General features: G+C 44.7%; 20 protein-coding genes and 1 tRNA gene. 12 read left to right on the top strand and 9 right to left on the bottom strand.

The genetic code is table 11. The annotated features are described in order from the left end of the window. The first annotated feature begins 56 nt into the window (after window positions 1-56). The 7 genes from BT127_RS10375 to trxA all read left to right on the top strand — a co-directional run bounded on the left by BT127_RS10375 (window position 57) and on the right by trxA (window position 7,024). Window positions 57-869, top strand: a complete 813-nt coding sequence (locus BT127_RS10375) for a ParB/RepB/Spo0J family partition protein (protein ID WP_075424928.1) — start codon at window positions 57-59, stop codon at window positions 867-869. Between the two features lie 148 nt (window positions 870-1,017). Continuing rightward, on the top strand, window positions 1,018-1,833 hold the full coding sequence (locus BT127_RS10370; protein ID WP_075424927.1) for a ParA family protein: 816 nt from the start codon (window positions 1,018-1,020) through the stop codon (window positions 1,831-1,833). Window positions 1,834-1,865: 32 nt separating this feature from the next. Continuing rightward, window positions 1,866-2,714: a ParB/RepB/Spo0J family partition protein gene (locus BT127_RS10365; protein WP_075424926.1), complete on the top strand. Its 849-nt coding sequence runs from the start codon at window positions 1,866-1,868 to the stop codon at window positions 2,712-2,714. Window positions 2,715-2,726: 12 nt separating this feature from the next. Then, window positions 2,727-4,019, top strand: coding sequence for a serine--tRNA ligase (gene serS, locus BT127_RS10360; protein ID WP_075424925.1), 1,293 nt, complete (start codon window positions 2,727-2,729; stop codon window positions 4,017-4,019). A gap of 953 nt (window positions 4,020-4,972) precedes the next feature. Beyond that, the gene (locus BT127_RS10355) at window positions 4,973-6,133 is read left to right on the top strand and encodes an FprA family A-type flavoprotein (protein WP_075424924.1); all 1,161 of its coding nucleotides are present in this window, start codon (window positions 4,973-4,975) and stop codon (window positions 6,131-6,133) included. A 328-nt stretch (window positions 6,134-6,461) separates the two neighbouring features. Further along, complete coding sequence (locus BT127_RS10350) at window positions 6,462-6,695, top strand: ferredoxin-thioredoxin reductase catalytic domain-containing protein (RefSeq protein WP_075424923.1); 234 nt, start codon at window positions 6,462-6,464, stop codon at window positions 6,693-6,695. Then, window positions 6,692-7,024 carry a thioredoxin gene (gene trxA / locus BT127_RS10345; protein ID WP_075424922.1) on the top strand — a complete coding sequence of 111 codons (333 nt, stop codon included), beginning with the start codon at window positions 6,692-6,694 and terminating at the stop codon, window positions 7,022-7,024. Before BT127_RS10350 ends, trxA begins: the two co-directional genes overlap by 4 nt. A gap of 883 nt (window positions 7,025-7,907) precedes the next feature. Here trxA and BT127_RS10340 read toward each other — a convergent pair. From BT127_RS10340 to BT127_RS10325, 4 genes are all read right to left on the bottom strand, one after another. Then, window positions 7,908-8,795 carry a tRNA 2-thiocytidine biosynthesis TtcA family protein gene (locus tag BT127_RS10340; protein ID WP_075424921.1) on the bottom strand — a complete coding sequence of 296 codons (888 nt, stop codon included), beginning with the start codon at window positions 8,793-8,795 and terminating at the stop codon, window positions 7,908-7,910. Window positions 8,796-8,831: 36 nt separating this feature from the next. Then, complete coding sequence (spo0A, locus tag BT127_RS10335; protein WP_075424920.1) at window positions 8,832-9,587, bottom strand: sporulation transcription factor Spo0A; 756 nt, start codon at window positions 9,585-9,587, stop codon at window positions 8,832-8,834. 168 nt (window positions 9,588-9,755) lie between these two features. Further along, window positions 9,756-11,474, bottom strand: coding sequence for a MutS-related protein (locus BT127_RS10330; RefSeq protein WP_075424919.1), 1,719 nt, complete (start codon window positions 11,472-11,474; stop codon window positions 9,756-9,758). A gap of 25 nt (window positions 11,475-11,499) precedes the next feature. Beyond that, window positions 11,500-13,323, bottom strand: a complete 1,824-nt coding sequence (locus BT127_RS10325) for a glycerophosphodiester phosphodiesterase family protein (RefSeq protein ID WP_075424918.1) — start codon at window positions 13,321-13,323, stop codon at window positions 11,500-11,502. Between the two features lie 297 nt (window positions 13,324-13,620). Here BT127_RS10325 and BT127_RS10320 point away from each other — a divergent pair, with 297 nt between their 5' ends. The 4 genes from BT127_RS10320 (at window position 13,621) to BT127_RS10305 (ending at window position 17,486) form a co-directional block, all read left to right on the top strand. Next, complete coding sequence (locus BT127_RS10320; protein ID WP_075424917.1) at window positions 13,621-14,403, top strand: flavin reductase; 783 nt, start codon at window positions 13,621-13,623, stop codon at window positions 14,401-14,403. 287 nt (window positions 14,404-14,690) lie between these two features. Further along, a complete protein-coding gene (locus BT127_RS10315; RefSeq protein WP_075424916.1) occupies window positions 14,691-15,401 on the top strand; it encodes a LytR/AlgR family response regulator transcription factor in 711 nt (236 codons plus the stop codon). Window positions 15,402-15,406: 5 nt separating this feature from the next. Then, window positions 15,407-16,702 carry a sensor histidine kinase gene (locus tag BT127_RS10310; RefSeq protein WP_075424915.1) on the top strand — a complete coding sequence of 432 codons (1,296 nt, stop codon included), beginning with the start codon at window positions 15,407-15,409 and terminating at the stop codon, window positions 16,700-16,702. A 346-nt stretch (window positions 16,703-17,048) separates the two neighbouring features. Beyond that, window positions 17,049-17,486 (top strand): hypothetical protein, encoded by a 438-nt coding sequence (locus BT127_RS10305; RefSeq protein WP_075424914.1) that lies wholly within the window; start codon window positions 17,049-17,051, stop codon window positions 17,484-17,486. Window positions 17,487-17,822: 336 nt separating this feature from the next. Here BT127_RS10305 and BT127_RS16510 read toward each other — a convergent pair whose 3' ends face one another. The 4 genes from BT127_RS16510 to BT127_RS10285 form a co-directional block, all read right to left on the bottom strand. Beyond that, on the bottom strand, window positions 17,823-17,957 hold the full coding sequence (locus tag BT127_RS16510; RefSeq protein WP_139275500.1) for a FeoB-associated Cys-rich membrane protein: 135 nt from the start codon (window positions 17,955-17,957) through the stop codon (window positions 17,823-17,825). Beyond that, a complete protein-coding gene (gene feoB, locus BT127_RS10295; RefSeq protein ID WP_075424913.1) occupies window positions 17,957-20,305 on the bottom strand; it encodes a ferrous iron transport protein B in 2,349 nt (782 codons plus the stop codon). The genes BT127_RS16510 and feoB overlap by 1 nt, the downstream gene beginning before the upstream one ends. 171 nt (window positions 20,306-20,476) lie before the next feature. After that, a tRNA-Thr gene (locus BT127_RS10290) sits at window positions 20,477-20,552 on the bottom strand. A 331-nt stretch (window positions 20,553-20,883) separates the two neighbouring features. Next, the gene (locus BT127_RS10285) at window positions 20,884-22,458 is read right to left on the bottom strand and encodes a cohesin domain-containing protein (RefSeq protein WP_075424912.1); all 1,575 of its coding nucleotides are present in this window, start codon (window positions 22,456-22,458) and stop codon (window positions 20,884-20,886) included. A gap of 188 nt (window positions 22,459-22,646) precedes the next feature. Between BT127_RS10285 and BT127_RS10280 the strand changes: the two genes are divergently transcribed. Continuing rightward, complete coding sequence (locus BT127_RS10280; protein ID WP_082334997.1) at window positions 22,647-25,277, top strand: cation-translocating P-type ATPase; 2,631 nt, start codon at window positions 22,647-22,649, stop codon at window positions 25,275-25,277. A 287-nt stretch (window positions 25,278-25,564) separates the two neighbouring features. Here BT127_RS10280 and BT127_RS10275 read toward each other — a convergent pair whose 3' ends face one another. Then, window positions 25,565-26,020, bottom strand: a complete 456-nt coding sequence (locus BT127_RS10275) for a GNAT family N-acetyltransferase (RefSeq protein WP_082334996.1) — start codon at window positions 26,018-26,020, stop codon at window positions 25,565-25,567. Between the last annotated feature and the right edge of the window lie 4 nt (window positions 26,021-26,024).

Genomic DNA, 26,024 nt, shown 5'->3' with positions numbered 1-26,024 from the left:
CAGATGATAGAATTATATCAGTGAGTACTCATAATAAATTAAAGCGAGGAACTGATATGTCTGGATTTTTAAATTTCACAAAAGAAAAGTCGATAAATAAGGTAATTGAAGTGTCTGTAAAATCGATAATTCCAAATCCGAATCAGCCGAGGAAAAGATTCACTGAGGAGGATATTAAAGCTCTTGCTGTGTCAATTGAGCAGAATGGAATTTTACAACCGCTTTCAGTACGGAGAGTGGGGGAGAGGTATGAATTGATAGCTGGAGAAAGACGTCTGAGAGCAGCGATAATGTGCGGTTTGAGCGTTGTACCCTGTATTGTTCACGAGATAAGTGACAGTAATTCCGCAGTTCTTGCGCTGGTAGAGAACATTCAACGTCAGAACTTGTCCTTCTTTGATGAGGCGATAGCAATTGCAAAACTGATTGAAAATTACGGAATGACTCAGGAAGATGCAGCTGCAAAGCTTGGAAAAGCACAGAGTACGATTGCTAATAAGCTTAGATTGCTCAGATTGACCGATGACGAACGTGCAATCATAATGAAATATGGACTAACTGAACGTCATGCACGAGCACTTTTGAAGCTTGGAAGTCAGTCTGACAGATTGACGATACTTGAAAAAGTAGCAAAAAACGATCTGAATGTTGAACGTACCGAACATATCATTGAGGAATACATAGGTTCTCAGCGTGAAAAAGCGGCGTATAAGAAGCGTTCAAAGGTATTTCAGAACGTAAAGATATTTGTCAACACGATAAATAAAGCGGTCGAAACTATGCAGGCAGCTGGAATATCTGCGGATTCCCGAAAAATACAGAGTGAGGACTACATAGAATACAGAGTTAGAATACCGATAAAACACTGATATTGTTCCACGTGAAACAATTTGCACTATGTTTCACGTGGAACATTTTATATTTTTGTTTCACGTGGAACAATAAATTCGCCATTTGATATTTACAAATCACGCTTTAAGTGGTATAATAATAGTATTAAACGGAAAGGAAGATTCTATGGGAAAAATCATAGCTGTGGCTAACCAGAAGGGCGGCGTCGGAAAGTCCACTACAGTTGTTAATCTTGCAGCTTATCTTGGTTCTCGCGGCAAAAAGGTACTTTGTATCGATTCTGATCCGCAGGGCAACTCCACAACGGGCTTCGGTATCAAGAAAAAGTCAGTTAAAAGTTCTACATATGATGTGCTGGTAGGCAAGAACCGAATTAGCGAAGCTGCAATAGAAACAGAGTTCGAGAACGTTTCTGTAGTTCCTGCCACTGAGGATCTTGCAGGTGCGGAAATAGAGCTTGTGAGCATGGATAACCGTGTGAATCGCATGAAAATGCAGGTGCTGACTGTGAGAAATGATTATGACTACATATTTATAGATTGTCCCCCTGCACTTGGCACGATAACGATAAACGCTCTTGTAGCAAGTGACAGTATAATTGTGCCTATGCTTGCTGAGTTTTACGCACTTGAAGGACTTTCACAGCTTGTAAATACAGTGAAAATAGTCAAGAGCAACTACAATCCTGCGCTTGAAATAAAGGGAATACTGTTTACCATGTTCGACGCACGTCTGAAAGTGGCTAATGACGTTGTAGCAGAGGTAGAAAAGTATTTTCCGGGAAAGGTATTTGAAACTAAAATACCGAGAAACGTCAGAATTTCGGAAGCTCCGAGCCATGGTATGCCTGTGATGTACTATGACAAGTCCTCAAAGGGCGCAGAGTCCTATGAATTACTGGGACACGAGCTTCTGGGCGAACCTCTTGAGCTTCCAAAGAAGAAGCGCAGGGGAATATTCTCGTTCAAGAAAAAGAAGTAACCGTTAAATCGGTAGTTTAAGGTGGTGAACAGATGGCAAAAGGTGGTTTGGGATTAGGACTTGACATGCTTTTCCCCGATAATGCAAATGAAGTTCAGGTCAAAAAGACACTGCGGACTTCCGAAATAGAACCTAACCGCGATCAGCCGAGAAAGAATTTCAGCGACGAGGCAATAACTGCCCTTGCTGATTCAATAAGAGAGCACGGCATCCTTCAGCCGATACTTGTACGTCCGATGAGCACAGGAAGCTATCAGATAGTTGCAGGTGAAAGACGCTGGAGAGCTGCACGTATGCTCGGTCTGGACGAAGTACCTGTCAATATCCGTGAGCTTTCGGATGTTGAAGCAATGCAGATAGCAATAATCGAGAACCTTCAGCGTGAGAACCTCAACCCTGTTGAAGAGGCGAACGGTTATAACGAGCTCATTGAAAAGTACGGTATGACTCAGGATAAGGTAGCGAAAATGGTGGGACGTTCACGTTCAGCGATCGCTAATGCAGTAAGAATACTCTCTCTGCCTGACAGAGTCCTGAAAATGCTTGAAAACGGCGAATTATCGGCAGGTCACGCAAAGGCACTCCTTGCATTTGAAAACGAGGACATCCTTGTGGGAGTAGCTGAAAGAGCTGCGGACGGCGGAATGACAGTACGTCAGGTAGAGCGGCTTGCACAGAAACAGGGCGAAGAACCTGCAGATGACAAGCGTTCGGACAAGAAGATAGACAACTATTTCGTTGAAATGGAGATATCCCTCAAAGCGCGTCTCGGACGAAAGGTAAAAGTTGATTACGGCAAAAATAAGGGCGTATTAGTCCTTGAATTTTATGATAAAGAAGACCTTGCAGCTATTGCAGAAAAGCTTGCAGGTGAAGAATAAGGAGAATGAAAAATGATAGACATTAAACTCATCAGAACAAATCCTGACCTGGTAAAGGAAAACATCAAAAAGAAGTTCCAGGACGAAAAGCTTGAACTTGTTGACAAGGTCATCGAACTTGACAAGAAGTTCAGAGAGACAAAGCTTGAATGTGATAACCTTAGAAATATGAGAAACGTCAAGAGCAAGGAAATCGGCGGTTTCATGAAAAACGGTCAGAAGGACGAGGCTGAAAAGGTAAAGGCTGAGGTTGCTGAGATCGGCAAGAAGCTTGAAGAACTCGAACAGCTTGAAGTCAAGACAGAGGCTGACATCCGTGAGATAATGCTGGTCATTCCGAATATAATCGACGATTCCGTACCTGTAGGCAAGGATGACAGCGAGAACGTTGAAGTTGAGCGTTTTGGCGAGCCTGCTGTACCTGATTTTGAAGTGCCTTATCACGTTGATATCATGGAGAAGTTAAACGGTATCGATCTCGACAGCGCACGTAAGACAAGCGGTAATGGTTTCTACTACCTTTGCGGAGACATTGCACAGCTCCAGTCATGCATCCTTTCATACGCAAGAGACTTCATGATCGATAAGGGCTTCACATACTATATTCCTCCGTTCATGATCAGAAGCGACGTTGTTACAGGCGTTATGAGCTTTGCTGAAATGGAAGGCATGATGTACAAGATAGAGGGCGAGGATCTCTATCTTATCGGTACTTCCGAGCACTCAATGATAGGTAAGTTCATCGATACTATCATCCCTGAGGGAGAGCTTCCAAAGACACTCACCAGTTATTCACCATGTTTCCGTAAGGAAGTTGGCGCACACGGCATCGAGGAGCGCGGTGTTTACCGTATCCACCAGTTTGAAAAGCAGGAAATGATCGTAGTCTGCAAGCCTGAGGAGTCTATGGATTGGTTCCACAAGCTCTACAGCTACACAGTTGAATTCTTCCGCACACTTGATATCCCTGTACGTACTCTTGAATGCTGTTCCGGAGACCTTGCAGACCTTAAGGTAAAGAGCCTTGACGTTGAAGCATGGTCACCACGTCAGAAGAAGTATTTCGAGGTAGGAAGCTGTTCAAATCTTGGCGACGCACAGGCAAGACGTCTTGGAATCCGTGTAAAGGGTGAAGACGGCAGCAAGTATTTTGCACATACTCTTAATAATACAGTTGTTGCACCTCCGAGAATGCTCATTGCATTCCTTGAAAACAACCTTAACGAGGACGGTTCTATCCGTATTCCAAAGGCACTTCAGCCATATATGCGCAAGGATATGATAAAGGTACCCGAGGGCAAGTAATCGGATATAAAGGCTATATAGATGAAAAAAAGGGGAAACCTTCCAGAGAGAAGGTTTCCCCTTAATTGTATCTGATGATAAAAAAGTCTGACCTTTTGTGATATGATGCAGAGAGATCACGAAATGTCAGGCTATGGTTAGAATATACAAACAAAAATTTAAAAGGTAAGACGGCACAGTCGTCTGTACCGCCTAAACAAAGGAAAGGGAAATATGATAGAGAGTATTCGAATAGAAAATTGTAGCTGCCATAGAAAAATCAAAGACTGTTAGTAGTGTTAGCTTCGTCAGCCCATTTCGCTGCAGTGCATAAACAGAAAGATGAGAAAACTGACGCCCCTCCTAACAGGAGACTAACAATAAGTAATACCATAGTTATCACCTCTTTGATTATGTTTGTAATTTTTTCAAATTTTCTATTGCATCACCATTATAAATGAGAAACCTTAAAATAACCTTAAAAAATACTACATTTTTCAATTTTTTTCACAAGTATTACAAATTGTAAAACCAAATTTGTTAAGTTGCACAAATTAGCGATATTTTATGAATGATATTTACTATTCGTAATATTTTCACCAAATTTTACAGCTTCGCATAATGAAAAAGCAAAGAATCCAACTGCTCCGCCTATAAAAACTCCCGAAATAAAGCATAACATTAAAGAATCACCCCGATATATATTATGTCGCAGAAATTAAATTGTATACAGTGAAATTAGTAAAGATATACTGGAAAAAACTTTTTATTTGTTGCAAATGCCACTATTCAGTGTTTTGAAAATATGATATAATAAATGCAAAAGCATTCATTATATATTTATCTGAATGTCCTTGCAGATACGCAGATCTCTGATCTGCTCCCTGCATATCGGACAATTATATCATAACGCTTCGCTTTTATGATATAATGTAACTGTCAAAATTATAAAAATCAAGAATCGAGGTATAATTATGAATAATGTAACAAACGATATTTTCTATATAGGCGTTAACGATCACGATCTGGATCTCTTTGAGGGACAGTACATCGTACCTAACGGCATGGCTTACAACTCATACGCTATCATGGACGAAAAGATCGCTGTTTTCGATACAGTAGATGCTAATTTCACAGATCAGTGGCTTGCAAATCTCCGTGAGGTGCTTGACGGACGTAAGCCCGATTACCTTATCGTACAGCACATGGAGCCCGATCACTCGGCAAATATCCTCAATTTCCTTAAGGAATACCCTGATACAGTAGTTGTAGGCAACAACAAGACATTCGGATTCATGGCTAATTTCTTCGAGGGACTTGACCTCGGCGACAAGAAGCTTGAAGTCAAGGAAGGCGACACTCTCGACCTTGGAAAGCATAAGCTCACATTTGTATTTGCACCAATGGTACACTGGCCAGAGGTAATGTTCACATACGATTCAACTGATAAGGTGCTGTTCTCAGCGGACGCATTCGGCAAGTTCGGAGCTCTGGACGTTGAAGAGGACTGGGCATGTGAAGCTCGCCGTTACTATTTCGGTATCGTAGGAAAGTACGGTATGCAGGTTCAGGCAGTTCTCAAGAAGGCAGCTGCACTGGATATACAGACAATTTGTCCGCTTCACGGACCTGTTCTTAAGGAAGACCTCGGATACTATCTTGGACTTTATAATACATGGTCAAGCTACGGAGTTGAGTCAGAGGGCGTATTCATTGCTTACACTTCTGTATACGGCAACACAAAGAAGGCAGCAGAGCTTCTTGCTGAAAAGCTCACAGAGAAGGGCTGCCCGAAGGTAGCAATAGCTGACCTTGCAAGAGAGGACATGGCAGAGTGTGTAGAGGACGGCTTCCGCTACGGAAAGCTTGTACTTGCAACAACAACATACAATGCTGACATCTTCCCGTTCATGAAGCATTTTATTCTTGACCTCACAGAGAGAAATTATCAGAACAAGACCATCGGACTTATCGAAAATGGCTCATGGGCACCAATGGCTGCAAAGGTAATGAAAGGAATGTTCGAGAAGTCGAAGAATATCACATGGACAGATACAACAGTATCTATCAAGTCAGCAGTCAAGGCTGAAAATATTGCACAGATCGAAGCTCTCGCAGACGAGCTCATGAAATAATTGAATCATTTTAAGGGCATACTCCTGTGGAGTGTTACATGTGTACTTATCGGGGGCAAACCTTTCTGAGGAAAGGTTCTTCCCCCGCACCCCCTTTCCAAAGACTTTTTGCTCCAAATTTTCAGCCTGATATATCCCTCACCAAAGTTAATAATTGTGCCTGATAGTTATAGCAGAGGGATATATCAGGCTGAAAATTTCAAGGCGAAAGTTTTAGGAAGGGAGTTTGAGGGAGAACCCTTTTTCAAAAGGGTTTCCCTCAATAGATATACATGCAGCTCACAAGAGTATAGCACTTAAAGTGATCCCGTGTGGAGGAGGTAGGGCAATGAAAGTTACACTCAATCCCGACAAAGAAGTAGTAGCAAGAATAAAAGAAGGACTTAAAATGAAGGACGGCTACTGTCCGTGCCGGCTGGCAAGGACTCCCGAGAACAAATGTATGTGCAAGGAGTTCCGCGATCAGATAGCTGATCCCGAGTTTGAAGGCTTCTGTCATTGTATGCTCTACTACAAATCACTTGATGACGAAAAAACACCACAGAATGGAGGTTCAATATGAACGAAGTAGTAATAACCAAGGAAAATTTTGATGAAGAGGTACGCAACTACAAGGGTATGCCTGTGCTTCTCGACTTCTGGGCAGGCTGGTGCGGACCATGCACAATGCTGTCTCCTATCGTTGCCGAGATCGCAGAGGAGCTTGACGGCAAGGTAAAAGTCGGCAAGGTAAACGTTGACGAGCAGCCCGAGCTTGCAGCTGCTTTCCGTGTTGAGAGCATCCCGCTTCTCGTTGTAGTCAAGGACGGAGCTATCCATCAGCAGGCTGTTGGATACCGTTCCAAAGAGGCTGTTTACGACCTTCTGGGGATCTATCCCGACGTGAAGTAAGCTATTTTTACTATGTCAAGAAAATACCATTTTATAACGGACGTCTTTTCATGGGACGTCCGTTTTCTGTTATGTGGTCATAGCTTTTTTCATTCAGAAGTACACATTCATCAGTACGGGACAGATGAGATATGGTCTTACTCTATCTCAGGACTATCAACCGCAGATATGCATTTTTAATACATATTTAACTATATTACATTGCTCTTCTTTCCGTTTTTGTACTGTGTTATACGGGAAGTGCGGACAGCTCCCGTCAGTGTCAACAGCCTCCCTCCCATGCGAAGCTAACCCCTCCCCCCTGCCTCTTTGAGGCTATTTTACGGGCAGGGGAGTGGGGGAGAAACAAGGTGCAGAGCGGACAGGTACAAATGAATGGCGGAAGATGTTGAAAGAATTCGTAGCAATGTCCTTTGACAAAATAAGCTGGATGTGGTAAAATAATAGCATCGAGTAGCGAAAGCGTAAGTCCGGATACATGTTCGGACTTGCGCTTTTTTTGTTGCAAAAAAAGACTCCGAGGGATATCGGAGAGAGGAGAAAAATATGGAAAAAGATAAAACAATTGTCAGGATGTCCGAGACACCTGTCAACAAACTGATGCTGTCAATTTGTACACCTGATATCATCTGAGTGTTATTCCCGAACTTTCATAATAAAAGCAAACTGCCGCACCTGTGAAGATGCGGCAGTTTGTGATGTATGGGGATTATTACAACTAAAGAAGCGGTTATCATATCTGACGGGTTTGCTGCGGATAAAATACCGCTGAGAGGAAATGGCCCGTCGGTATAAATGCCGTTCATTTAAGCAGGATAGAACATCCTGTTTTTCTTATGAACAGGTAAAAACATATACTCTTATAAGCATTATACCATACTTCTCAACAGTTGTCAACATTTTTTTCTCCGGATGTTGATTTTTTGTTGAAAGTTCCTCGTATCGTCATACCGTCCTCATAGTCATCAAGGAAGTGGTGACGATCGTTGCCTTTGTGGTAGGATATGAGAGTCTGAAGGTTCACATTCTCGGCACTTCGGAAGATATTCATATCAACAGCGGGATCGGTCTCTCTCAGCTGACTGAGCAGAGCCTTGACCTTTGCACGTTTCGAGCCGTTGCCTTCCGCTTCATTTTTCTCCGAGACACTGCATGCACAGCGTATGAAGCTGAGAGCGTTCCTTTCGGTCCACTTAATGATATCGGCTTCTCTGACGAGATACAGCGGACGTATCAGCTCCATACCTTCATAGTTCTCGCTGTGAAGCTTAGGCATCATGGTCTGCATCTGCGAGCCGTACAGCATACCCATGAGGATAGTTTCTATAACGTCATCGAAGTGGTGTCCGAGAGCTATTTTATTGCAGTCGAGTTCCTGAGCTTTTTTGTAGAGCCAACCGCGTCTGAGACGGGCGCACAGGAAACAGGGATGCTTTTCTGTATTTTCTGCGGAACTGAAAATACGTGTGGGATAGACCTTAGCATCTATCCCGAGAAGCTTTGTATTATCGAGTATCTTCTGAAGGTTTACCTGATTGTACCCGGGGTCCATAATGATGTATTCCAGCCCGAAGGGTATATTCCCGAACCGCTGGAGTCTTCTCAGGCAGAGTGCCATGAGCATCGAGTCTTTACCGCCAGAAATGCAGACAGCAATTTTGTCGCCTTCCTGAATGAGACGGTACTGCTCCACGGCTTTGTGGAGTTTTTTCCAGATGGTCTTGTTGAATTCTCCTGCGATAGTATCTTCAATGGGATTATTGATGTACAATATATGCACCTCCGTGCTGTTTCAATGGAACAGGGTTCAGGCTCTTCTCAGTGCGGACTTGTAACGCAGCCGGAGCTTATCCGTAATAAGGGCGATGAACTCGGAATTAGTTGGCTTACCCTTACAGGTATCAACGGTGTAACCGAAGAACGAGTTGAGTATATCGACGTTTCCCCTGTCCCAGGCTATTTCTATTGCGTGACGAATGGCACGTTCCACTCTTGAAGATGTGGTATCGTAGATATTTGCTACAGTAGGATAAAGGAGCTTAGTCACGCTTTCGAGCAGTTTTTTATCCTCTATGGAATAGAGTATCGCAGTTCTCAGGTAGTGATACCCCTTGATATGTGCGGGTACTCCAAGCTGGTGTATCATGTCGGTAACGACGATCTCCATATCATCGCTTAGACTGTTCACACGGCTGCCGATGGCTTTATCGATAGCGGAATACAGGTCATCCGCATCGTATGGCTTCAGAAGGAAAGCGGAAGCGCCGTTTTCAGTTACCTGACGTTCGATGAATTCGTTATCGATGTCCGAAGTTACGATAAAAACGGGGAATCTTACACCCATACCGCGGACCTTTTTCATAAGCTCAACAGCATCTCCGCCGTTCATGTCAACGCTTACCACAACAGCATCAGGTGGATCATTTTTTACCGAATCCGCTATAATACCGCAGTCTTTGCGTCTTGTATAGGCATAGATACCTTTTTCACGGAGCTTATTTGCCAGACTAACGCCTGTTCCTGCAGAATCATCACCGATAAGCACTTTAATTTTATTGTTCATTATTTTATACCTCCTTTAGTTCAGTAAGTCTATATTACCACAGGAGGAGACACAATGCAATGAAATAAAAAAACGTATCTTGACGGTAATGGCAGAAAAAACGTACAGAGAGTCGAAGTCATAAAACGCCGTCATAAAACGCGGGTAATTGTCGAAATACAGAGGTACTCAGCTTGTGAGCATCTCGTAGGTAACACCGTACTTTTCGGCAATATCTCTTGCGTATGAAAGTCCCTCGGGCCTTGCGACCTCAACTTTGAAGGACCTTACGCCGTCCTCGCTTCTGACTATCAGAGAGGAAGCCTTTACGGGACTGTCCTCCGCAGACATTTCTTCTGCATCGGCGGCAAGCTTATGCATATGAGTGTTATAAATAGTACGTATCTGCTTCCGGAGTATAGCCTTTACGGAATCCCTTGCGATGTAATAGCCTTCCTCGAAAGAAGTGGTCGAGAAGGTCTCGTTAAGAAGGAGAAGGCTGTCTTTTGTGCAGGCGGAGTATATCTCCTTGAATCTTACACATTCCTCACCGAGTCTGCCGAGGTCCATAGTTTTATCCTCGTCGGCAGGGAAGTGAGTGTAGATGCAGTCAACGGGATTATATGAGAATGACGAAGCAGGAACGGAGATACCGCCCTGAGCAAGAACGAACATAAGTCCCACAGCCTGAGTTATGGTAGTTTTACCGCCGCGGTTAGCGCCTGTCAGGATGTAAACGGTATGTTCTGTATCGAAATCGAGATCGTTGAGAACTATATCAGCCATACTTTCATGGTTAACAGCAAGCTTCAGGTTATAGAGTCCTTTTGCCTGCATGGATGCATCGTTATCGGAAATAACAGGATCGCAGAAAGTGAATCCCTTTTCGGTGCATCTGCTTATAAATTCGGCTGACTTTATATAGTATATGTATTCGGGGATCACCTGAGATATATTGAGTATAGTGATATTTGCGTATTTTGTGAGAGTATCGCGAAGCTTTCTCACAAGGGTATCGAGAACTTTATTAAGTATATTATCCAGATAGAAAGTGGAGTTGCTTACGCCGTCACTGTCGGGAGCGCTGATAACTGTGGCTCTTACTCTTGCGTCCATAAACGGATTGCTTCTTACAGCGGAAAAACCTGCAAGTCTTTCGATAAATTCCGCAGCCTTGCTGCTCTGTTGTTTTTCCACCTGATGATAGTGCATATCGCCGTCCCAGTCCGTACCGCTGTGAATCTTATCCTTTGAAGCGAGAGCGTCTGCAAAATTGCTGACGATTCCCGACTTTTTGAACGGTTTGTCATTTACGGAGATAAGTCCCATACTTACAGCCTCGAAGCGCTGATTAACGTTTACTCCGAGGGTAACGCTCTGAACTGCTGAGGATTTTTCCTTTAGCTCGGCAATATCCTTTTTCATTGCTTCAAAGCAGGAATCCTCATAGAGGATGTCGATATGCTCCTTGAACTTTTTAAGACCTGCCGAACGGATATCCTCATCCGAAAGACATTCTCTCATAGCTTCGACGCAGCAGATATAGTCATTAAGCTCATCGAGTCGGTGCAGGAGATGCCAAAGACCGAGCTTCTCGTCGTATTCCTTATGTACGGTGCTGAAATTCCTTATGAACTCTATTCTTTCAAAAAGCTCGGTAAGGCGTTCTCTCAGGCGCGGAAGCCTGAGAATATCCTTGAAGACCTCGTGTCTGAACTCCGCAACACGGGGATCGGAGGTCATATTTGAAAGGATATTCATGATAAGGCTTTGTTCTTTCGGATCGTTTGAAAGAGTTTTGCACAGGGTATCGAGTCCGAGGTCGTGACAAGCGGACTCTGAAAGCTGTTTGTATTCCGTATCCTCATAATACGGGAAGAGAATGCTTGCTTCATTTTTCTCATTCATAGTTTTCATCCTTTATTATGGCGGTTTATGTTCCGAAAATAGTTTTTACAGCGGTGAGAACTGTCTGACCTACGCTTCGTGAGTATACAGCCTCAGCGGCTTTTTCGGGACGGTTAGTGATAATATTGTCCACTCCGAGAGCAATAACATGCTGCATATCGGAGGAAGAGTCCACAGTCCATACGAAAACTCGCTTGCCGTTCTGATGAGCGGAGTTTACAACAGTCTGATTAACGAAGAGGTGATTAAGGCTGAGAGCGTCGATGTATTTCAGCTGACTGAATGAAGCGGTAGTTGCAACATTAGCGATCAGACCTGTTTTGATCTTCGGGTTGAGTTTTTTCACCTTTTTGAGTGCCTTATAGGAGAAAGAAGTAACATAGCAGGAGGACACTATATCGTATTCCTCGATGAGTTCAACGGTCTTTTCGGCGGTAGCGATAGCGTCACCGCGGTCCTTTATCTCAATGTTTAGCATAATGTCGTCACCTGTCAGGTCGAGGACCTCGGACAGAAGCGGTATTTTAGTATCGGCAAATTCAACGCCGTCACCGAACCATGAACCTGCGGAAAGCTGCTGGAGCTGTTCGTAGGTGTACTTGCTGAGTATGCCCTGACCGTCGGTAGTTCTGTCGAGTTTCTCATCGTGGAATACGACGAGTTCGCCGTCGGAAGTGAGCTGAACGTCAAGCTCGATATAGTCAGCACCGCTTTCGATAGCAGCTTCAAATGCAGGCAGTGTATTTTCGGGTGCAGCCTTTGAAGCGCCGCGGTGAGCGGTTATCTGCGTATCGGAGAGAAGACCGACATTGAGGTTGATATTGCCCTTGTAGAGCGATTTGATATAGGTGAAGTTAAGAGCGAGAGCAGCAGCGATGAATGCAGTGAGAATGATAGCTCTCGGAAGGCGTTTCATAGGGAGGTGGTCTCTGTCGGGGAGGGTGATAGTCTCTTCCTTTTCGGCATCAGCGAAGAACTTTGAAGTCAGCCAGCACATAATGGCAGGAGCAGAAATGAAAGCCGATATCGCCGAGAATATCTGTCCCGCATATCTCAGTACCTTAAGTGCAGCGGAAACTGCGCGCTGAGGACGAGAGAATCCCTTTATGAAGAGGAGTATGACGAAGCTTATAATGAAAGTCAGCGCAGCTGCGGCAGCTATCATTGAGAAGCTCCACAATATAAGTGAAACGGCAGTTTTTGATTTCTTGCCATTGATTTTCTTTTTGCTTTGCTTTACGCAGTCTCCGAACTTCCTGTCCGTAAGCACAAGGTAGTGAAGGCTGTAGCTCTTGCTTACTATGAGCATGATGAAAAGCAGGTTCAGAAGGATATAGACTGCCGCCGCCATTTTGCTGTTGAGCGAGACAGAGCGGAAAATGTTCCGCAGTATAGGCATCAGCGGAGCCATGAACACACCGGAGGACATTGTGAACTGCGCCAGCGGCATGAACAGCATGAACGCCAGAAAACGCAGTATACCCGTACCCCGGAAGGCCTTTTTGAATGAACCGAAGCCCGTCCTTATCATACCCATAACGGACATTCGTTTATGCTCGTGATAGCAGGAGAAGCATCCGGCGAGTGCGGATAGTTCCACAAAGGAGAACAGTCCGATAAGGAACAGTAATATAATAAGAGAAACTATGGTCACAGGATGAATGAGGAACAGTACAACGTGTTCATCAGAAAGGTAGCTTATACCTGCGGCTTTCATAGTCAGCTTAAGAGCGAGGGTGAGTGCGGGAGCTCCGATAGCCACCATAATAAGGCGGAAAAGAAGCTCGAAGAGAATGACAACAGGCAGAGCACGAACAAAGGTGCTTGCCGAACTGAAAAATTTTTTCATAGCAAGGTATCCTTAATAAAGTATTTAAAAACAATACATTTTTAATTCATAAATATTATACGACTTTACACCGTGTTTGTCAATACAAAAAAGGTGAATATTCGCAGAAAATCAAGGGATTTTCAGTTGAAAAGAGTAATGTTGGACTGTATTTGTCGTATCATCGGGGTTTATGCTTGCTGAATAAATTTTTCCTCGTTTTAATAAAAAATCTATTGACTTTTAAGAGAATAACTGTTATCATCATATTATATTACTGCGCCTTGCGGGGAGCAGTTTTAAGGAGGTTGTCATACTATGGATAAAAAAGCAATGTATAAAATAAGCTACGGACTTTTTGTTGTTACCGCCGCCCTTAACGGCAAGGATAACGGCTGTATAACCAACACTCTTATGCAGGTAACTTCAGAACCTAACAGGGTATCGGTCACAGTAAACAAAGCAAACCTTACACATGATATGATAATGGAGAGCAAAAGCTTTACTGCTTCAGTCATAAGCTGCGAGGCGGATTTCGACCTGTTCAAGCATTTCGGATTCCAGTCGGGAAGGGACGTTGACAAGTTCGGCGGATATACAGACTGCAAGCGCGGAAGCAACGGTGAAATGTACGTTACAAAGGGCATAAACGCATTTATCTCTGGCAAGGTCTGTCAGACCGTTGACCTCGGCACACATACCATGTTCATTGCCGATGTCACCGATATGGAGGTAATAAGCGATGCGCCCTCCGCAACTTATGAGTATTACCAGAGCAATATCAAGCCTAAGCCGCAGGCAGTAGGCACTGCTCCCGATGGTCAGACCATATGGCGCTGTACGATATGCGGATATGAGTATGTAGGCGAAGAGCTTCCCGATGACTTTATCTGTCCATTGTGCAAGCATCCTGCATCAGACTTCGAGAAGGTAGTGAAAGAGGCAGAAAAGGAAGAAGCAGTACCCGTAGGCAAGACGGAAAGCGGTCAGACAATATGGCGCTGTACAGTATGCGGATACGAGTATATAGGCGACGAGCTTCCCGAGGATTACACATGTCCTCTTTGCGGAGTACCGGCATCGGAATTTGAAAAACTATAATAATAAAGCGGCAGAGAGATCTGCCGCTTTATTATTTGATAGGTTAGGTGGTGTGGTTGACATTATTTAGAAAAAATGTTAATATAAGGTATGTTTGAATGAATTACACTAACGATCGATCAGCCGAAAAGCCAGTCCCACATACGATCCCACTCCTTTCGTTGAGCTTTGATGCTATTATAACACCTTTGCGCGGATATGTCACTGTTTTCCGAGTAAACGGTAGTTTTTTCAGAGCGAACGGTAGATTACTGCCCAAAAATTAACTAAGGAAGAGGCTAAATATTATGAAGATAGCAATTTGTGATGACAAACCGCTCCTCCACAACGACCTTAAGAAATGTCTTGAAAAATATGCGAAGGACCGTCGTCTCGTATTTGTATACGATGATTTCACCAACGGTTCGGATCTTCTTGCAAGCAGGATCGAATACGATATTATTTTCATGGATTACCAGATGGACGGTCCCGACGGACTTGAGACCTGCCGCAGACTAAGGAAGAAAAACAGCGATGCCGCAATAATATTTCTTACGGGCTTTCCGCACATAGTCTTCGATGCTTTCGAGGTAAATACGTATCGTTTTCTTGTAAAGCCGATAGACATGGAAAAACTGTCTTCCGCTATGGACGACTATCTTGCTGATCACGATGATGACAAGTTCATCATAATAAAAACCGATGACAATAACCGACGTATCAGGATAGACGATATAATCTATGCTGAGGCATCGGATAAATACTGCTGCATCAGAACGGCAGACGAGAACATACTTTTCAAAAAGACTCTTTCCGAGTTTGAAAAACTGCTTCCTCAGGACAGGTTTTTCCGTACTCATCGTACCTATCTTGTGGGATTCCGCCATATAGTCTCGCACACTTCGGCAGACATTCTCTTCGACAACAAGGAAAAAGCACTTATAAGCAAGCTGAAGTACGGTGCTTTCAAGAAAGCATTTGTTGATTACGTAAAGAGATTCAATTTTGCAGGAAGGTGACGGGTATGCTTTACGCTTTATATTTCTTTTCATCAGTAGTGCTATCTTTTTTCACCGTGAGACTGATGGGAAAGGTACTCGGATACGAGGTGACAAAGAACAGATTTCTGTTTTGGTTCTGTATGGCTGCGATAGCAGGAGATTCACTGCTTCTGACGCTTCCAGCCGAACTTTTCTATGTTCCCGTAAGAATGGTGATACTGCTTGTGGTAATGCTGCTGAACAGTCTTGTATACTCACTGCTGTTCCGTAAATTCGAGCTGAAAATGCTCTATCTCAGCCTTCTGACCTTCGTGACAAATGCGAACTATACCACGATATTGCAGATGTTCATAAGCGAGAGGATATACTACAAGATAGTGGCATGTTATCTTGAAACGGCAGTTATAATACTCCTTCTTGTGCTCATCAGAAAGAAAAAGAAATACGGAGTTATAATAACCGAAAGCATAAATCTGATACCCCGTCGGCTTTATGTGGTGATACTTATTTTCCTCTATCTTATGAGTCTTTACGAGTATATCTCGATAAGGACCGATTTCGTACACTTTGCAAGGTTCCTGATATTCCCCGTGGTAGTGACGATATTCTACATAACCGTAAGGATAATGCAGATAAGTATAGCCGAGCGTGAACACGAACAGATATCCGCACTTTTGTCTATGCAGCTTGAAAATCAGGTGGAATACTACAGGAAGATAAACGAGATATACAACGAATTCAGGAGCTTCCGACACGATTTCGGCAATCATATGATATGCCTTAGAAGTCTCATAGCAGATGAAAAGAATGAAGAAGCGCTTGATTATCTTGCTGAAATGGCAACTCTCAGTCGTCCCACGAAGGAGAATTTCGACACGGGAAACATCATAGTTGATGCACTTCTTGATGACAAGAACGAAAAAGCGAATCAGTACAATACACATATCGAGTTTTCGGGATTTGTGCCGACAATGGGCATAACGAATGCGGACCTCTGCACCATTATATCGAATGCAGTTGATAATGCGATAGAAGCCTGTGCAAAGGACGAGGAAAACAGTGAAAAGACCATAAACATCGAATCAGATTTCAGATGCGGATACTTCTTTTTCAGAGTAGTTAATCCCATGTTTGAGAAGGTAGAGATAAAGAGCAGAGGACGGATAGAGTCCTCAAAGAAGGACAAATCGCTTCACGGATACGGACTTGCAAATATAATGAAAACCGCTGACAAATACAGCGGCAAAGCGGATATAAGTGCAGAAAACAGCGTATTTACGCTGTATATAGAGCTGATGCTTGACCAATCGAGAAAATAAAAAAAGATAGAAATTTCCCCGGAAAAGGACATTTCACTCCCGAAACCTGTCCGTTCACTCCCTTATTGTTGAGATGATCGGAAATGCAAAGTATAATAATAACAACACCGCAGGAAGAACAGAACTGCTGAAAACACAAATGAGAGACGTCAGACTCTTATCCTTGAATACATGTGCAAATTCATGGTGTCCTATTATACTGAACTTTCAACGATCCCTATATGAAGTTTCGAGTCTGTTATGTGTTTTGAATTAAGCAGTGATGTTCTTCCGGGCGGGGTATTAAAAATGCTCTTTCGGGTACAGAAAGGATGACCTTACGGGCAGGATCAAGGGGCAGGGAAATATGCAGATAGTGGAACATCGCTCTCTGTTTTTTTGCAACCTTATTTCGTATAAAACTCATCTTGAAAGGGAAAAGCTTCCCGAATTCGCTGAACATGTAAAGAGGAATATAAGCCGTCTCGGAGTTGAGGCATCGGATAACATGCTTTTTACGGTAAAAAGCGGCGAATTCAGAAATATAGAGGTTCTTATACCGATAAGCGAAGAGCTGAAAAGCTGTAATGAATACAGTTTCAAGCCTGTATTCCGACTTATCAACGCAGTGTGTATACGTCATGAGGGAACTTTCGGCAGTATAGAGGAGACACTCGGTACTCTATTTGATTATATAAACAGCAGAGCATATGAACCGATAACAGCACCGTACTACAGTATAGTAAGACTCGGTACAGAGTGTATAATAGATATTTATGTAGGCACTAATTACAATATTCTTTAAACCAAGCGATCTTCTAACTATTTCCATCATTATTCTTTTCCTGTATGTGGGCGGCTAAATCAGCCGCCCTGTACTGTTTTATGAATGTTTATCGGGGGAAACCTTTCTGAGGAAAGGTTCTCCCCCAAGCCCCCTTCCAAAGACTTTCTGCCCCAAATTTTGAGCCTTACAGGGTACTCTCTCATAGTATTACTAAAACGGTAGTTTACATGAGTACCCTGTAAGGCTCAAAATTTAAAGTAAAGGCTTTAAAAAGAAATTGAGGGAAACTTTTTTCAGAAGAGTTTCCCTCAATAATATACATAAAACTATTATATAAATATTCGTTAAGTATCGCTATTTCTTGCAGCCATTGCAGTCAGAACAGTTACCGCAACAGCTGCCTTTTTTCTTCTGACGTATACAGCTTACGACTGCAAGGATGAACGCCGCGGCAATAACGGCAATGAGAATAATATCGATAAGGTTCATCATTTCACTCCTATCAGGATAAGCACGGCACGGATTATAAGTGCAGCGACCCATGCGATAACGCACTGCCATACAACAACGGTAGCTGCCCATTTGATACCGAGCTCACGCTTTATGGAAGCAACTGCTGCAACACATGGAGTATAGAGCAGTGAGAATACAAGGAGCGAAGCAGCCGAGAGTGAAGTCATAGCGGAAGCAACTCCGCCGCCGTAGAGTATCTCAAGGGTTGATACAACGCTTTCCTTAGCCATGAATCCGCTTACGAGAGATACGAGTATCCTCCAGTCGCCGAGACCTATCGGTTTCATTACAGGCGAGAAAATACCTGCGGCTTTAGCGAGTATGCTGTCCTCTGCGTTATCCACCATGTGAAGGTTGATATCGAAGCTCTGTAAGAACCACACAACGATAGTAGCAATTAGGATGACCGAGAATGCCCTTTGCAGGAAGTCCTTAGCCTTTTCCCAGAGAAGCTGTGTAACGTTGCGGAGTCCGGGAAGACGGTAATTCGGAAGTTCCATTACGAAGGGAACTGCCTCTCCGCGGAACAGAGTACCTTTATAAAGGTAAGCGGCAAGTATGCCGATTATTATGCCGAGAAGGTAGAGTCCGACCATTATAAGTCCGCCTCGTTTCGGGAAGAAAGCGCTTACAAAGAAGGCGTATATTGGAAGCTTTGCTGTACAGCTCATGAAAGGGGTAAGGAGTATAGTCATTTTTCTGTCGCGCTCACTGGGGAGAGTTCTTGTAGCCATGACCGCAGGTACAGAGCATCCGAATCCGATGAGCATAGGAACTATACTTCTGCCCGAGAGACCTATTTTTCTCAGGAGCTTGTCCATAAAGAAAGCAACTCTTGCTATGTAACCGCTGTCTTCGAGCAGAGAAAGGAACAGGAACAGTGTAACTATAACAGGCAGGAAACTCAGAACACTTCCCACACCTGCGAAAATACCGTCAATAATGAGGCTGTGTATCGCATCATTTGCGTTTGCGGCAGTAAGAGCGGAATCCGTCAGCTCGGTGAGTTTTTCGACACCTGTTTCAAGAAGTCCCTGAAGCCATGCACCGATAACGTTGAACGTAAGCCAGAATACCAGCGCCATTATACCGATGAAAGCGGGTATAGCCGTATATTTACCCGTAAGGAAGGTGTCTATCATGCGGCTTCGTATATGTTCCTTGCTCTCCGAGGGCTTTGTGACGGATTTTTCGCACAGCTGTTGAATAAAGCTGAACCTCATGTCAGCGATCGAAGCGCTTCTGTCGAGACCTCTTTCCTTTTCCATCTGCTGAGTTATATGCTCTAATGCTTCTTCCTCGTTTTTATCGAGTTTAAGCTGAGTAAGTATCAGCGGATCTCCTTCGACTACCTTGCTTGCGGCGAACCTCAGCGGCAATCCTGCTTTTTCGGCATGATCCTCTATAAGGTGCTCAACACCGTGCAGGCATCTGTGAACTGCACCGCCGTTCTGTGTCTTTCCGCAGAAGTCACGGAATACGGGACGTTCCTGATAGTAAGCAACATGTATTGCGTGTTCGACAAGTTCCTCTATACCTTCGTTCTTGGCGGCAGATATGGGAACTACAGGTACTCCAAGCAGGTTTTCCATAGCGTTTACGTCAATGCCTCCGCCGTTGGCAGAAAGCTCGTCCATCATATTAAGTGCAACGACCATAGGAATGTTCATTTCCAGAAGCTGCATGGTAAGGTACAGGTTACGCTCGATATTTGTAACATCCACAATATTGATAATAGCATGTGGTTTTTCGTCCAGTACGAAATTACGTGAAACTATCTCCTCGCTGCTGTACGGTGACATGGAGTAGATACCGGGAAGGTCCGTAATAAGGGTATCTTCATGACCTTTTATAGCGCCGTCCTTCCTGTCCACCGTAACTCCGGGGAAGTTTCCTACATGCTGTTTTGAACCTGTAAGGCGGTTGAAAAGTGTAGTTTTTCCGCTGTTCTGATTTCCTACCAGAGCGAATTTCATTACAGTACCCTCGGGAAGAGGATCACCGCTGCCCTTTGGGTGAAATTTACCGCCTTCACCGAGTCCCGGGTGGTCTATGAACTTCTTGTGTGCCTTTTTGAGTTCCTTATCATCGGTCTCATCGGTGGGACAGACTTCTATCTTTTCCGCATCCGCAAGCCGCAGTGTAAGCTCATAGCCATGAAGTCTCAGTTCTATCGGATCTCCCATCGGAGCGTATTTTACTATTTTTATGGTCGTGCCGGGGATTATTCCCATATCAAGGAAATGCTGCCTCAATGCACCGTCTCCGCCTATTTTCTCAACACGGACGGTCTTGCCGATCTCCGTTTCTCTTAGTGTTTCCATAATTCTCTCCCATCCACTTTATTAACTGTCTGTTATTTTAGCATATTATACGTATGATGTCAATGATGCGAACACTTTATGGTTCACATATGGATAAATGAAGCGTTACTGATAAAAAATGACGCCCCACTAATAAAGTGAGGCGTTGATCTGTATGCGCAGAATCTGCGCTGGAGCTTGTGACGGGACTCGAACCTGCGACCTGCTCATTACGAATGAGCTGCACTACCAACTGTGCTACACAAGCATATTTAATTTTTGAATTTTGTAAGGTGCTGCACGCTTGTCGCTTTATAATCAGTCCGAGACCTGCTCATTGTCGGTCAGAAATAAGTCGCACTGTTTCGCTGACGCTTGCATTGCTCCATATTTCATCCCTTCGCAAACTCCCTTCATCTGCCGCTGGCAGCGGTCGTTTGCTCAGCAAATTCGCTGCACGGGGAGCTGTGCTGCACAAGTGCATAAATAATTATACATCAAAACGGGATAAAAGTCAATAGCAGTGAGACAAAAAAGTACAGGGCGGAGGATATCCGCCCTGTGAGGTATTCGTTATTTTCAGCTTTATTTCACGCTCTTTACTTTACGAGCAGACGTCTGAGGGCAGCAAGGTCGAAAGCATCAAGAGTCTTATCCTCGCATACGTCAGCATTCTGCCAGCGCTGAAGCTCAGTCTCAGGGACATTCATGAGCCACTTCTGAAGGAGTACGGCATCAGCGATATCGAGTTTTCCGTCGCAGTTAGCATCACCCTTTACGGTAGAGAGGTTCTTGACGGTGATAGCGCCGCCTGTAGCCTTTACCTTATATTGTTTACCGTTTACAGCAGCGAAGCTTTCGATGAAAGTAACGGGGTATTTTCCGGGTTCTGTGTCCTCGGGGATAGTGAGGTATATTGAGAAGAGCTTACCTGTTCTGTTGTTGGATTTACCTGAATCGTCGAATGTAACTGTACCTGTTTTCTGATTAAGTGTAGCAACATTGCTTGTTGTGAGAGCTGCGGGACCGCTTATCGTATAAGCACCGTTCGGAACGGCAGATTCCTTTCGGATAGTGAAGCGCGGATCGAATTTCATCTGAACCGAAGCAACATCATATCCGGGGTTATCGTTGACGAAAACCGAGTAGCAGATAGTTTCACCAGGAACAGCAGTTATATTCTCGGCGGACATAGTAACCTCGGGTTCATCACCTTTAACTCTTATCCAGCCGTGACGGGATTCGATATCTCCAAAATCGCTCTTTGAATTACTATATTTTGAAGTTAGGATAACAGGGTAATATCCCGGCTTTGCGTCCTCGGGAATAGTGAACCACAGCTTCATAAAATCATACGAGCCTGAAGGCATCTTTGAATCTTTTAAACTTATACCTATAGAGGCGATACCCTCGTCGTCATTAATCGAACGTGTTATCGAGTAATCTTTAATATCCTTGAAGAACGACACATCAGGAAGATCATCATGGCCCTTTACGGTTTTGAGTTTAAGTGCATTATCGTAATCAAGCTGAACTCCTATGCCATATACTTCAGGAGGATTGATTGCCTTTATATTGTATTCAACAGTTTCGCCCGGTGTGCCGTAAATACGGTCGCCCGATATCAGCTGCTCAGGAGGGGTTACTTCGCTGAATACTTTGACTGCACCGTTTTTAGGAGTAACAGCGAAAGAATCGGAAGATTGTCCGAAGAGATCGGTCTCAGAGAAAGTGATGTTGTATTTTCCCACAACGGCGTTTTCGGGTACGATGAAATAGAGATCGAGTATCTTGCCGTCTTTAAGGGAAGTGTTGATTTTGTCTGAGGTAAATATAACGATGTGGTCCTCCTGGTTTACTTCAAACGTACCGTTGGTTATTCCTGTATTGCCGTAGGTAACATATGGATCATCCGAACCGAAGCTTGTTGTAGCAAGCTGGAGGGGCTGGTCGTAGGTTATAGAAAAAGCGAGTCTGTTTGATTTGGGGACATTTGAAGTGTTTGAAAGATTGATAGGGAACGAGATGATGTTACCTGCTCCGGCGTTGATCTCAGTTGCACTGATAGTGGCTGAGTCTGCTGCAGCGGCGCAGATGCTGCCTGAAGCGGGTAAAATACCTGAACAAAGCAGTATGACAGACAATGCCGAAGCAATAATTCCTTTGATTTTCATAAATACTCTCCTTTATTTTTTTTCTGTATGGTAAATAATACCGTGTTAATTCTAACATAGTTACACATTACAGTCAACAGAGTTGCCGTTAGTTATATGTAAAGAAAGTGTGAATTGATATTTATTTGCGTCATATCCTGTCCATGCCGGACATATCATTTATCAGTATAACTGAAAGGATGATACCAATGGGAATAACGGAAAAAGAAGCGGAAAAACGGCTTAAAGAAGAGGGAGAGAACGTCCTTTCCGAGAACCGCAGGAACGGTGCGGCGAAGATATTTTTAGGTCAGTTCAGGGATGTAATGGTGATGATACTGCTGGGAGCTACAGTCATATCCGTCCTTTTGGGAGAAATATCGGACGCAGTGACCATAATCCTCATAGTATTGCTAAATGCGGTGCTTGGATTCGTTCAGGAATACAGGACCGAGAACACTCTTGAAGCTCTGCGCTCCATGACTGCGCCCACAGCGAAGTGCTACCGTGACGGAAAGCTTGCTGAGATACCTGCCGCCCGACTGGTAAGGGAGGACGTTATCGAGCTTGAAGCGGGAGACAGAGTGCCTGCGGACTGTGTACTTCTCAGGGCGGCGGGACTTTATGCGGACGAATCCATACTCACAGGCGAATCCGAGGCAGTACGCAAGGCGGTGGGAGATACCGACGATACGGATAATTCGCTGAACAAGGAGAACATAGTCTACTGCGGAACATCAGTGACAAAGGGAAGCTGTACAGCACGAGTCATAGCTACGGGCAAATCGGCGCAGATGGGCAGGATATCGGAGCTTCTTAAGGATATCGGCAATGAACAGACTCCGCTCCAGAAGCGCCTTGCGGAGCTTGGCAAGGCGGTTGCTGTCATATGCCTTGCAGTATGTGCGGCGGTATTCCTTGCAGGAGTTCTCAGAGGAGAGGATGTTTTCGACATGCTCATGACAGGCATAACCATAGCCATTGCCGCTATACCCGAGGGACTTCCCGCAACAGTTACCATATCCCTTGCTCTTGCCGTAAGCCGAATGATGAAACATAAGGCACTTGTGAACAGACTTCACAGCGTCGAGACTCTCGGCTGCACTTCGGTGATATGTTCGGATAAGACAGGCACGATAACCGAGAACAGAATGACAGTTACCGAGCTTGCAACTGCGGATGAAGATTTCACATTCAGCGGAATGGGCTACCGAATGGAAGGAAAGGTATCAAAGGGCGGAGCTTCAGCGGATATCGGTTCGGAGCCTGCACTTGCGGAGGCACTGAGGTGCGGCTCTTTGTGTACGACCGCATCCATAGAGCCTGAGAAATCGGCATTGTTCCGCAGTTCGGGACGGAGCTGGAAGGTAACGGGAGATCCTACGGAAGCGGCGCTTCTTATTGCCGCAGCAAAGGGCGGACTCACTCCCTCAGCAGTATCATCGGAATACCGAAAACTTGATGAACTGCCCTTCGACAGCGACTACCGCTTCATGGCGGTACACTGCTCCGCAGGTTCAGAACGCATGACCTATTATAAGGGCGCAGGTGAGGTGATTCTTCCGCGTTGCAGGATGTATATGGACAGCAAGGGCAGTATCATCCCCATGACCTCCGCAGTGCGAAGCCGTATAGAACGAAAAATGAATGATATGTCCGGAAGGGCGCTGAGGGTACTTGTGCTTGCCTTCCGCAAGTCGGCGGACTTCGTTCCCTACAGCAGTGAGCTTGTATTTCTCGGTATCGCAGGAATGTACGATCCGCCACGTGAGGAGGCTAAAACTGCTATCCGCAAATGTGCCGCTGCATCAGTACGGACTGTCATGATAACAGGCGACCACAAAAATACCGCCGTAGCAGTTGCAAAAAAGGCTGGTCTGCTGAGAGGCGGTCTTGCAATGACAGGTGCGGAACTTGACAGGCTGTCCGACGATGAACTGGACAGGTGCATAAACAAATACACGGTATTCGCAAGGGTAGAGCCGATACACAAACTGCGTATCGTGCGAAGCTTCAGGCGGCTTGGTGAGATAGTCACCATGACAGGGGACGGCGTTAATGATGCCCCTGCGGTCAAGGAAGCCGATGTAGGCGTAGCAATGGGCGTTACAGGTACGGACGTAACGAAGCAGGCGGCGGATGTGATACTCCTTGATGACAACCTTGCGACGCTTGTTGGAGCAGTTGAACAGGGACGCTGTGTTTACGCCAATATAAGGCGGTTCGTGAGGTATCTTCTCTCCTGCAACATAGGCGAGGTCCTGACGATGTTCCTGGGGATACTTCTCGGTATGCCTGTAGTGCTGCTGCCTGTACAGCTTCTTCTGGTGAATCTGGTCACGGACGGTCTTCCTGCGGTGGCGCTTGGAATGGAACCGCCCGAGAAAAACGTTATGAGCAGACCGCCGAGACGTTCCGACGAGGGCTTCTTTGCAGGCGGACTGATGTGGAAGATAGTCATTCGGGGAATACTCATCGGACTGTCTGCACTTGCTTCATTTGCCGCAGTTATGCGGATGAGCGGTTCGGTGGATTCGGGCAGGACTGCCGCACTCATCACCCTTGTTATGTCCCAGCTGATACACGTTTTCGAGTGCAAATCCGAAGAACATTCACTGTTCGGCATAGACCTTTTCAGCAATATGAAGCTTGTATTCTCGGTGCTGATTTCATTTGCGGTACTTGCCGCCGCAGTCGCTGTTCCGCAGCTTCAGACGGTATTCGGCACAGTTGATCTTTCCTCGCAGCAGATGCTCACGGCGCTTGCATTCAGCGCAGCCGTACCGATAATAAGCAGCATATCGGGACTGCTGTTTTTGTCCCCGAAGCGTGACGAGTAAACTGGGAGACTTATGCATAAGATGTATGTATACTTATCGGGGCAATCTTTTGATAAGAGGTCTCTCTGAGTTCTTTTCTGAGCCTTTTACTTTAAATTTTCAGCCTTGCATGGCGCTCTTGTAAAACTACTGTTTTAGTAATACTATGAGTAAGTGCCATGCAAGGCTGAAAATTTGGGGCAGAAAGTCTTTGGAAAGGGGTTCGGGGGAGAACCTTTCCTCAGAAAGGTTTCCCCCGGATAAATACGCATATATTTTCTGTATAAGTGTCCCTATTGCACTTTGTCTCAGAGTGACATGATGTATATCTGACAAGGGTTATCCTCTCCCCACAATTCCTTTATGACCTCCAGTTCCTTGAATCCGCATGAGAGATAGAAGAGATTAGTTCTGTCGTAGTCCTCATACACTCCCATCTGAACTGTCTTGACCTGCATGAAGGAGAAACCTTCTTCCTTTGCTATTTTTTTAGCTTCTTCAAAGAGTTCTCTTCCGAGTCCCTTTCGGTGGTATTCCTTGAGAACTCCCATAACTGCAAGCTCAACAGTTGCATTTCCTGTCCTTTTAAGGCAGAGAAAACCGACGTATTCCCCGTCCTCTTCAGCGGCAAGGAATATCTGCTCTGCGCTTTCGGCAATATACTTTTCTCTGCTCTCATCAACTTCAAACCAGTCACGGAGCGCTTCAAGTACTTTTCTTGCAATTGTTCGTTTGGTATCTGCATCTTTGATAAGTTTGATCATAATT

The organism is Ruminococcus sp. XPD3002 (genome assembly GCA_900119535.1).
GTDB classification, from domain to species: domain Bacteria; phylum Bacillota; class Clostridia; order Oscillospirales; family Ruminococcaceae; genus Ruminococcus; species Ruminococcus flavefaciens_H.
This window is presented reverse-complemented; position numbering and strand designations above follow the sequence as displayed.

What these genes read in the sequence shown, in the direction of transcription:
- BT127_RS10355 (WP_075424924.1), top strand. Translation starts at nt 4,973, where the DNA reads ATGAATAATGTAACAAACGATATTTTCTATATAGGCGTTAACGATCAC.
- BT127_RS10280 (WP_082334997.1), top strand. Translation starts at nt 22,647, where the DNA reads ATGGGAATAACGGAAAAAGAAGCGGAAAAACGGCTTAAAGAAGAGGGA.
- spo0A (WP_075424920.1), bottom strand. Translation starts at nt 9,587, where the DNA reads ATGAACAATAAAATTAAAGTGCTTATCGGTGATGATTCTGCAGGAACA.
- BT127_RS16510 (WP_139275500.1), bottom strand. Translation starts at nt 17,957, where the DNA reads ATGAACCTTATCGATATTATTCTCATTGCCGTTATTGCCGCGGCGTTC.
- BT127_RS10310 (WP_075424915.1), top strand. Translation starts at nt 15,407, where the DNA reads ATGCTTTACGCTTTATATTTCTTTTCATCAGTAGTGCTATCTTTTTTC.
- BT127_RS10375 (WP_075424928.1), top strand. Translation starts at nt 57, where the DNA reads ATGTCTGGATTTTTAAATTTCACAAAAGAAAAGTCGATAAATAAGGTA.
- BT127_RS10350 (WP_075424923.1), top strand. Translation starts at nt 6,462, where the DNA reads ATGAAAGTTACACTCAATCCCGACAAAGAAGTAGTAGCAAGAATAAAA.
- BT127_RS10275 (WP_082334996.1), bottom strand. Translation starts at nt 26,020, where the DNA reads ATGATCAAACTTATCAAAGATGCAGATACCAAACGAACAATTGCAAGA.
- feoB (WP_075424913.1), bottom strand. Translation starts at nt 20,305, where the DNA reads ATGGAAACACTAAGAGAAACGGAGATCGGCAAGACCGTCCGTGTTGAG.
- trxA (WP_075424922.1), top strand. Translation starts at nt 6,692, where the DNA reads ATGAACGAAGTAGTAATAACCAAGGAAAATTTTGATGAAGAGGTACGC.
- BT127_RS10315 (WP_075424916.1), top strand. Translation starts at nt 14,691, where the DNA reads ATGAAGATAGCAATTTGTGATGACAAACCGCTCCTCCACAACGACCTT.
- BT127_RS10365 (WP_075424926.1), top strand. Translation starts at nt 1,866, where the DNA reads ATGGCAAAAGGTGGTTTGGGATTAGGACTTGACATGCTTTTCCCCGAT.
- BT127_RS10325 (WP_075424918.1), bottom strand. Translation starts at nt 13,323, where the DNA reads ATGAAAAAATTTTTCAGTTCGGCAAGCACCTTTGTTCGTGCTCTGCCT.
- BT127_RS10285 (WP_075424912.1), bottom strand. Translation starts at nt 22,458, where the DNA reads ATGAAAATCAAAGGAATTATTGCTTCGGCATTGTCTGTCATACTGCTT.
- serS (WP_075424925.1), top strand. Translation starts at nt 2,727, where the DNA reads ATGATAGACATTAAACTCATCAGAACAAATCCTGACCTGGTAAAGGAA.
- BT127_RS10320 (WP_075424917.1), top strand. Translation starts at nt 13,621, where the DNA reads ATGGATAAAAAAGCAATGTATAAAATAAGCTACGGACTTTTTGTTGTT.
- BT127_RS10370 (WP_075424927.1), top strand. Translation starts at nt 1,018, where the DNA reads ATGGGAAAAATCATAGCTGTGGCTAACCAGAAGGGCGGCGTCGGAAAG.
- BT127_RS10305 (WP_075424914.1), top strand. Translation starts at nt 17,049, where the DNA reads ATGCAGATAGTGGAACATCGCTCTCTGTTTTTTTGCAACCTTATTTCG.
- BT127_RS10330 (WP_075424919.1), bottom strand. Translation starts at nt 11,474, where the DNA reads ATGAATGAGAAAAATGAAGCAAGCATTCTCTTCCCGTATTATGAGGAT.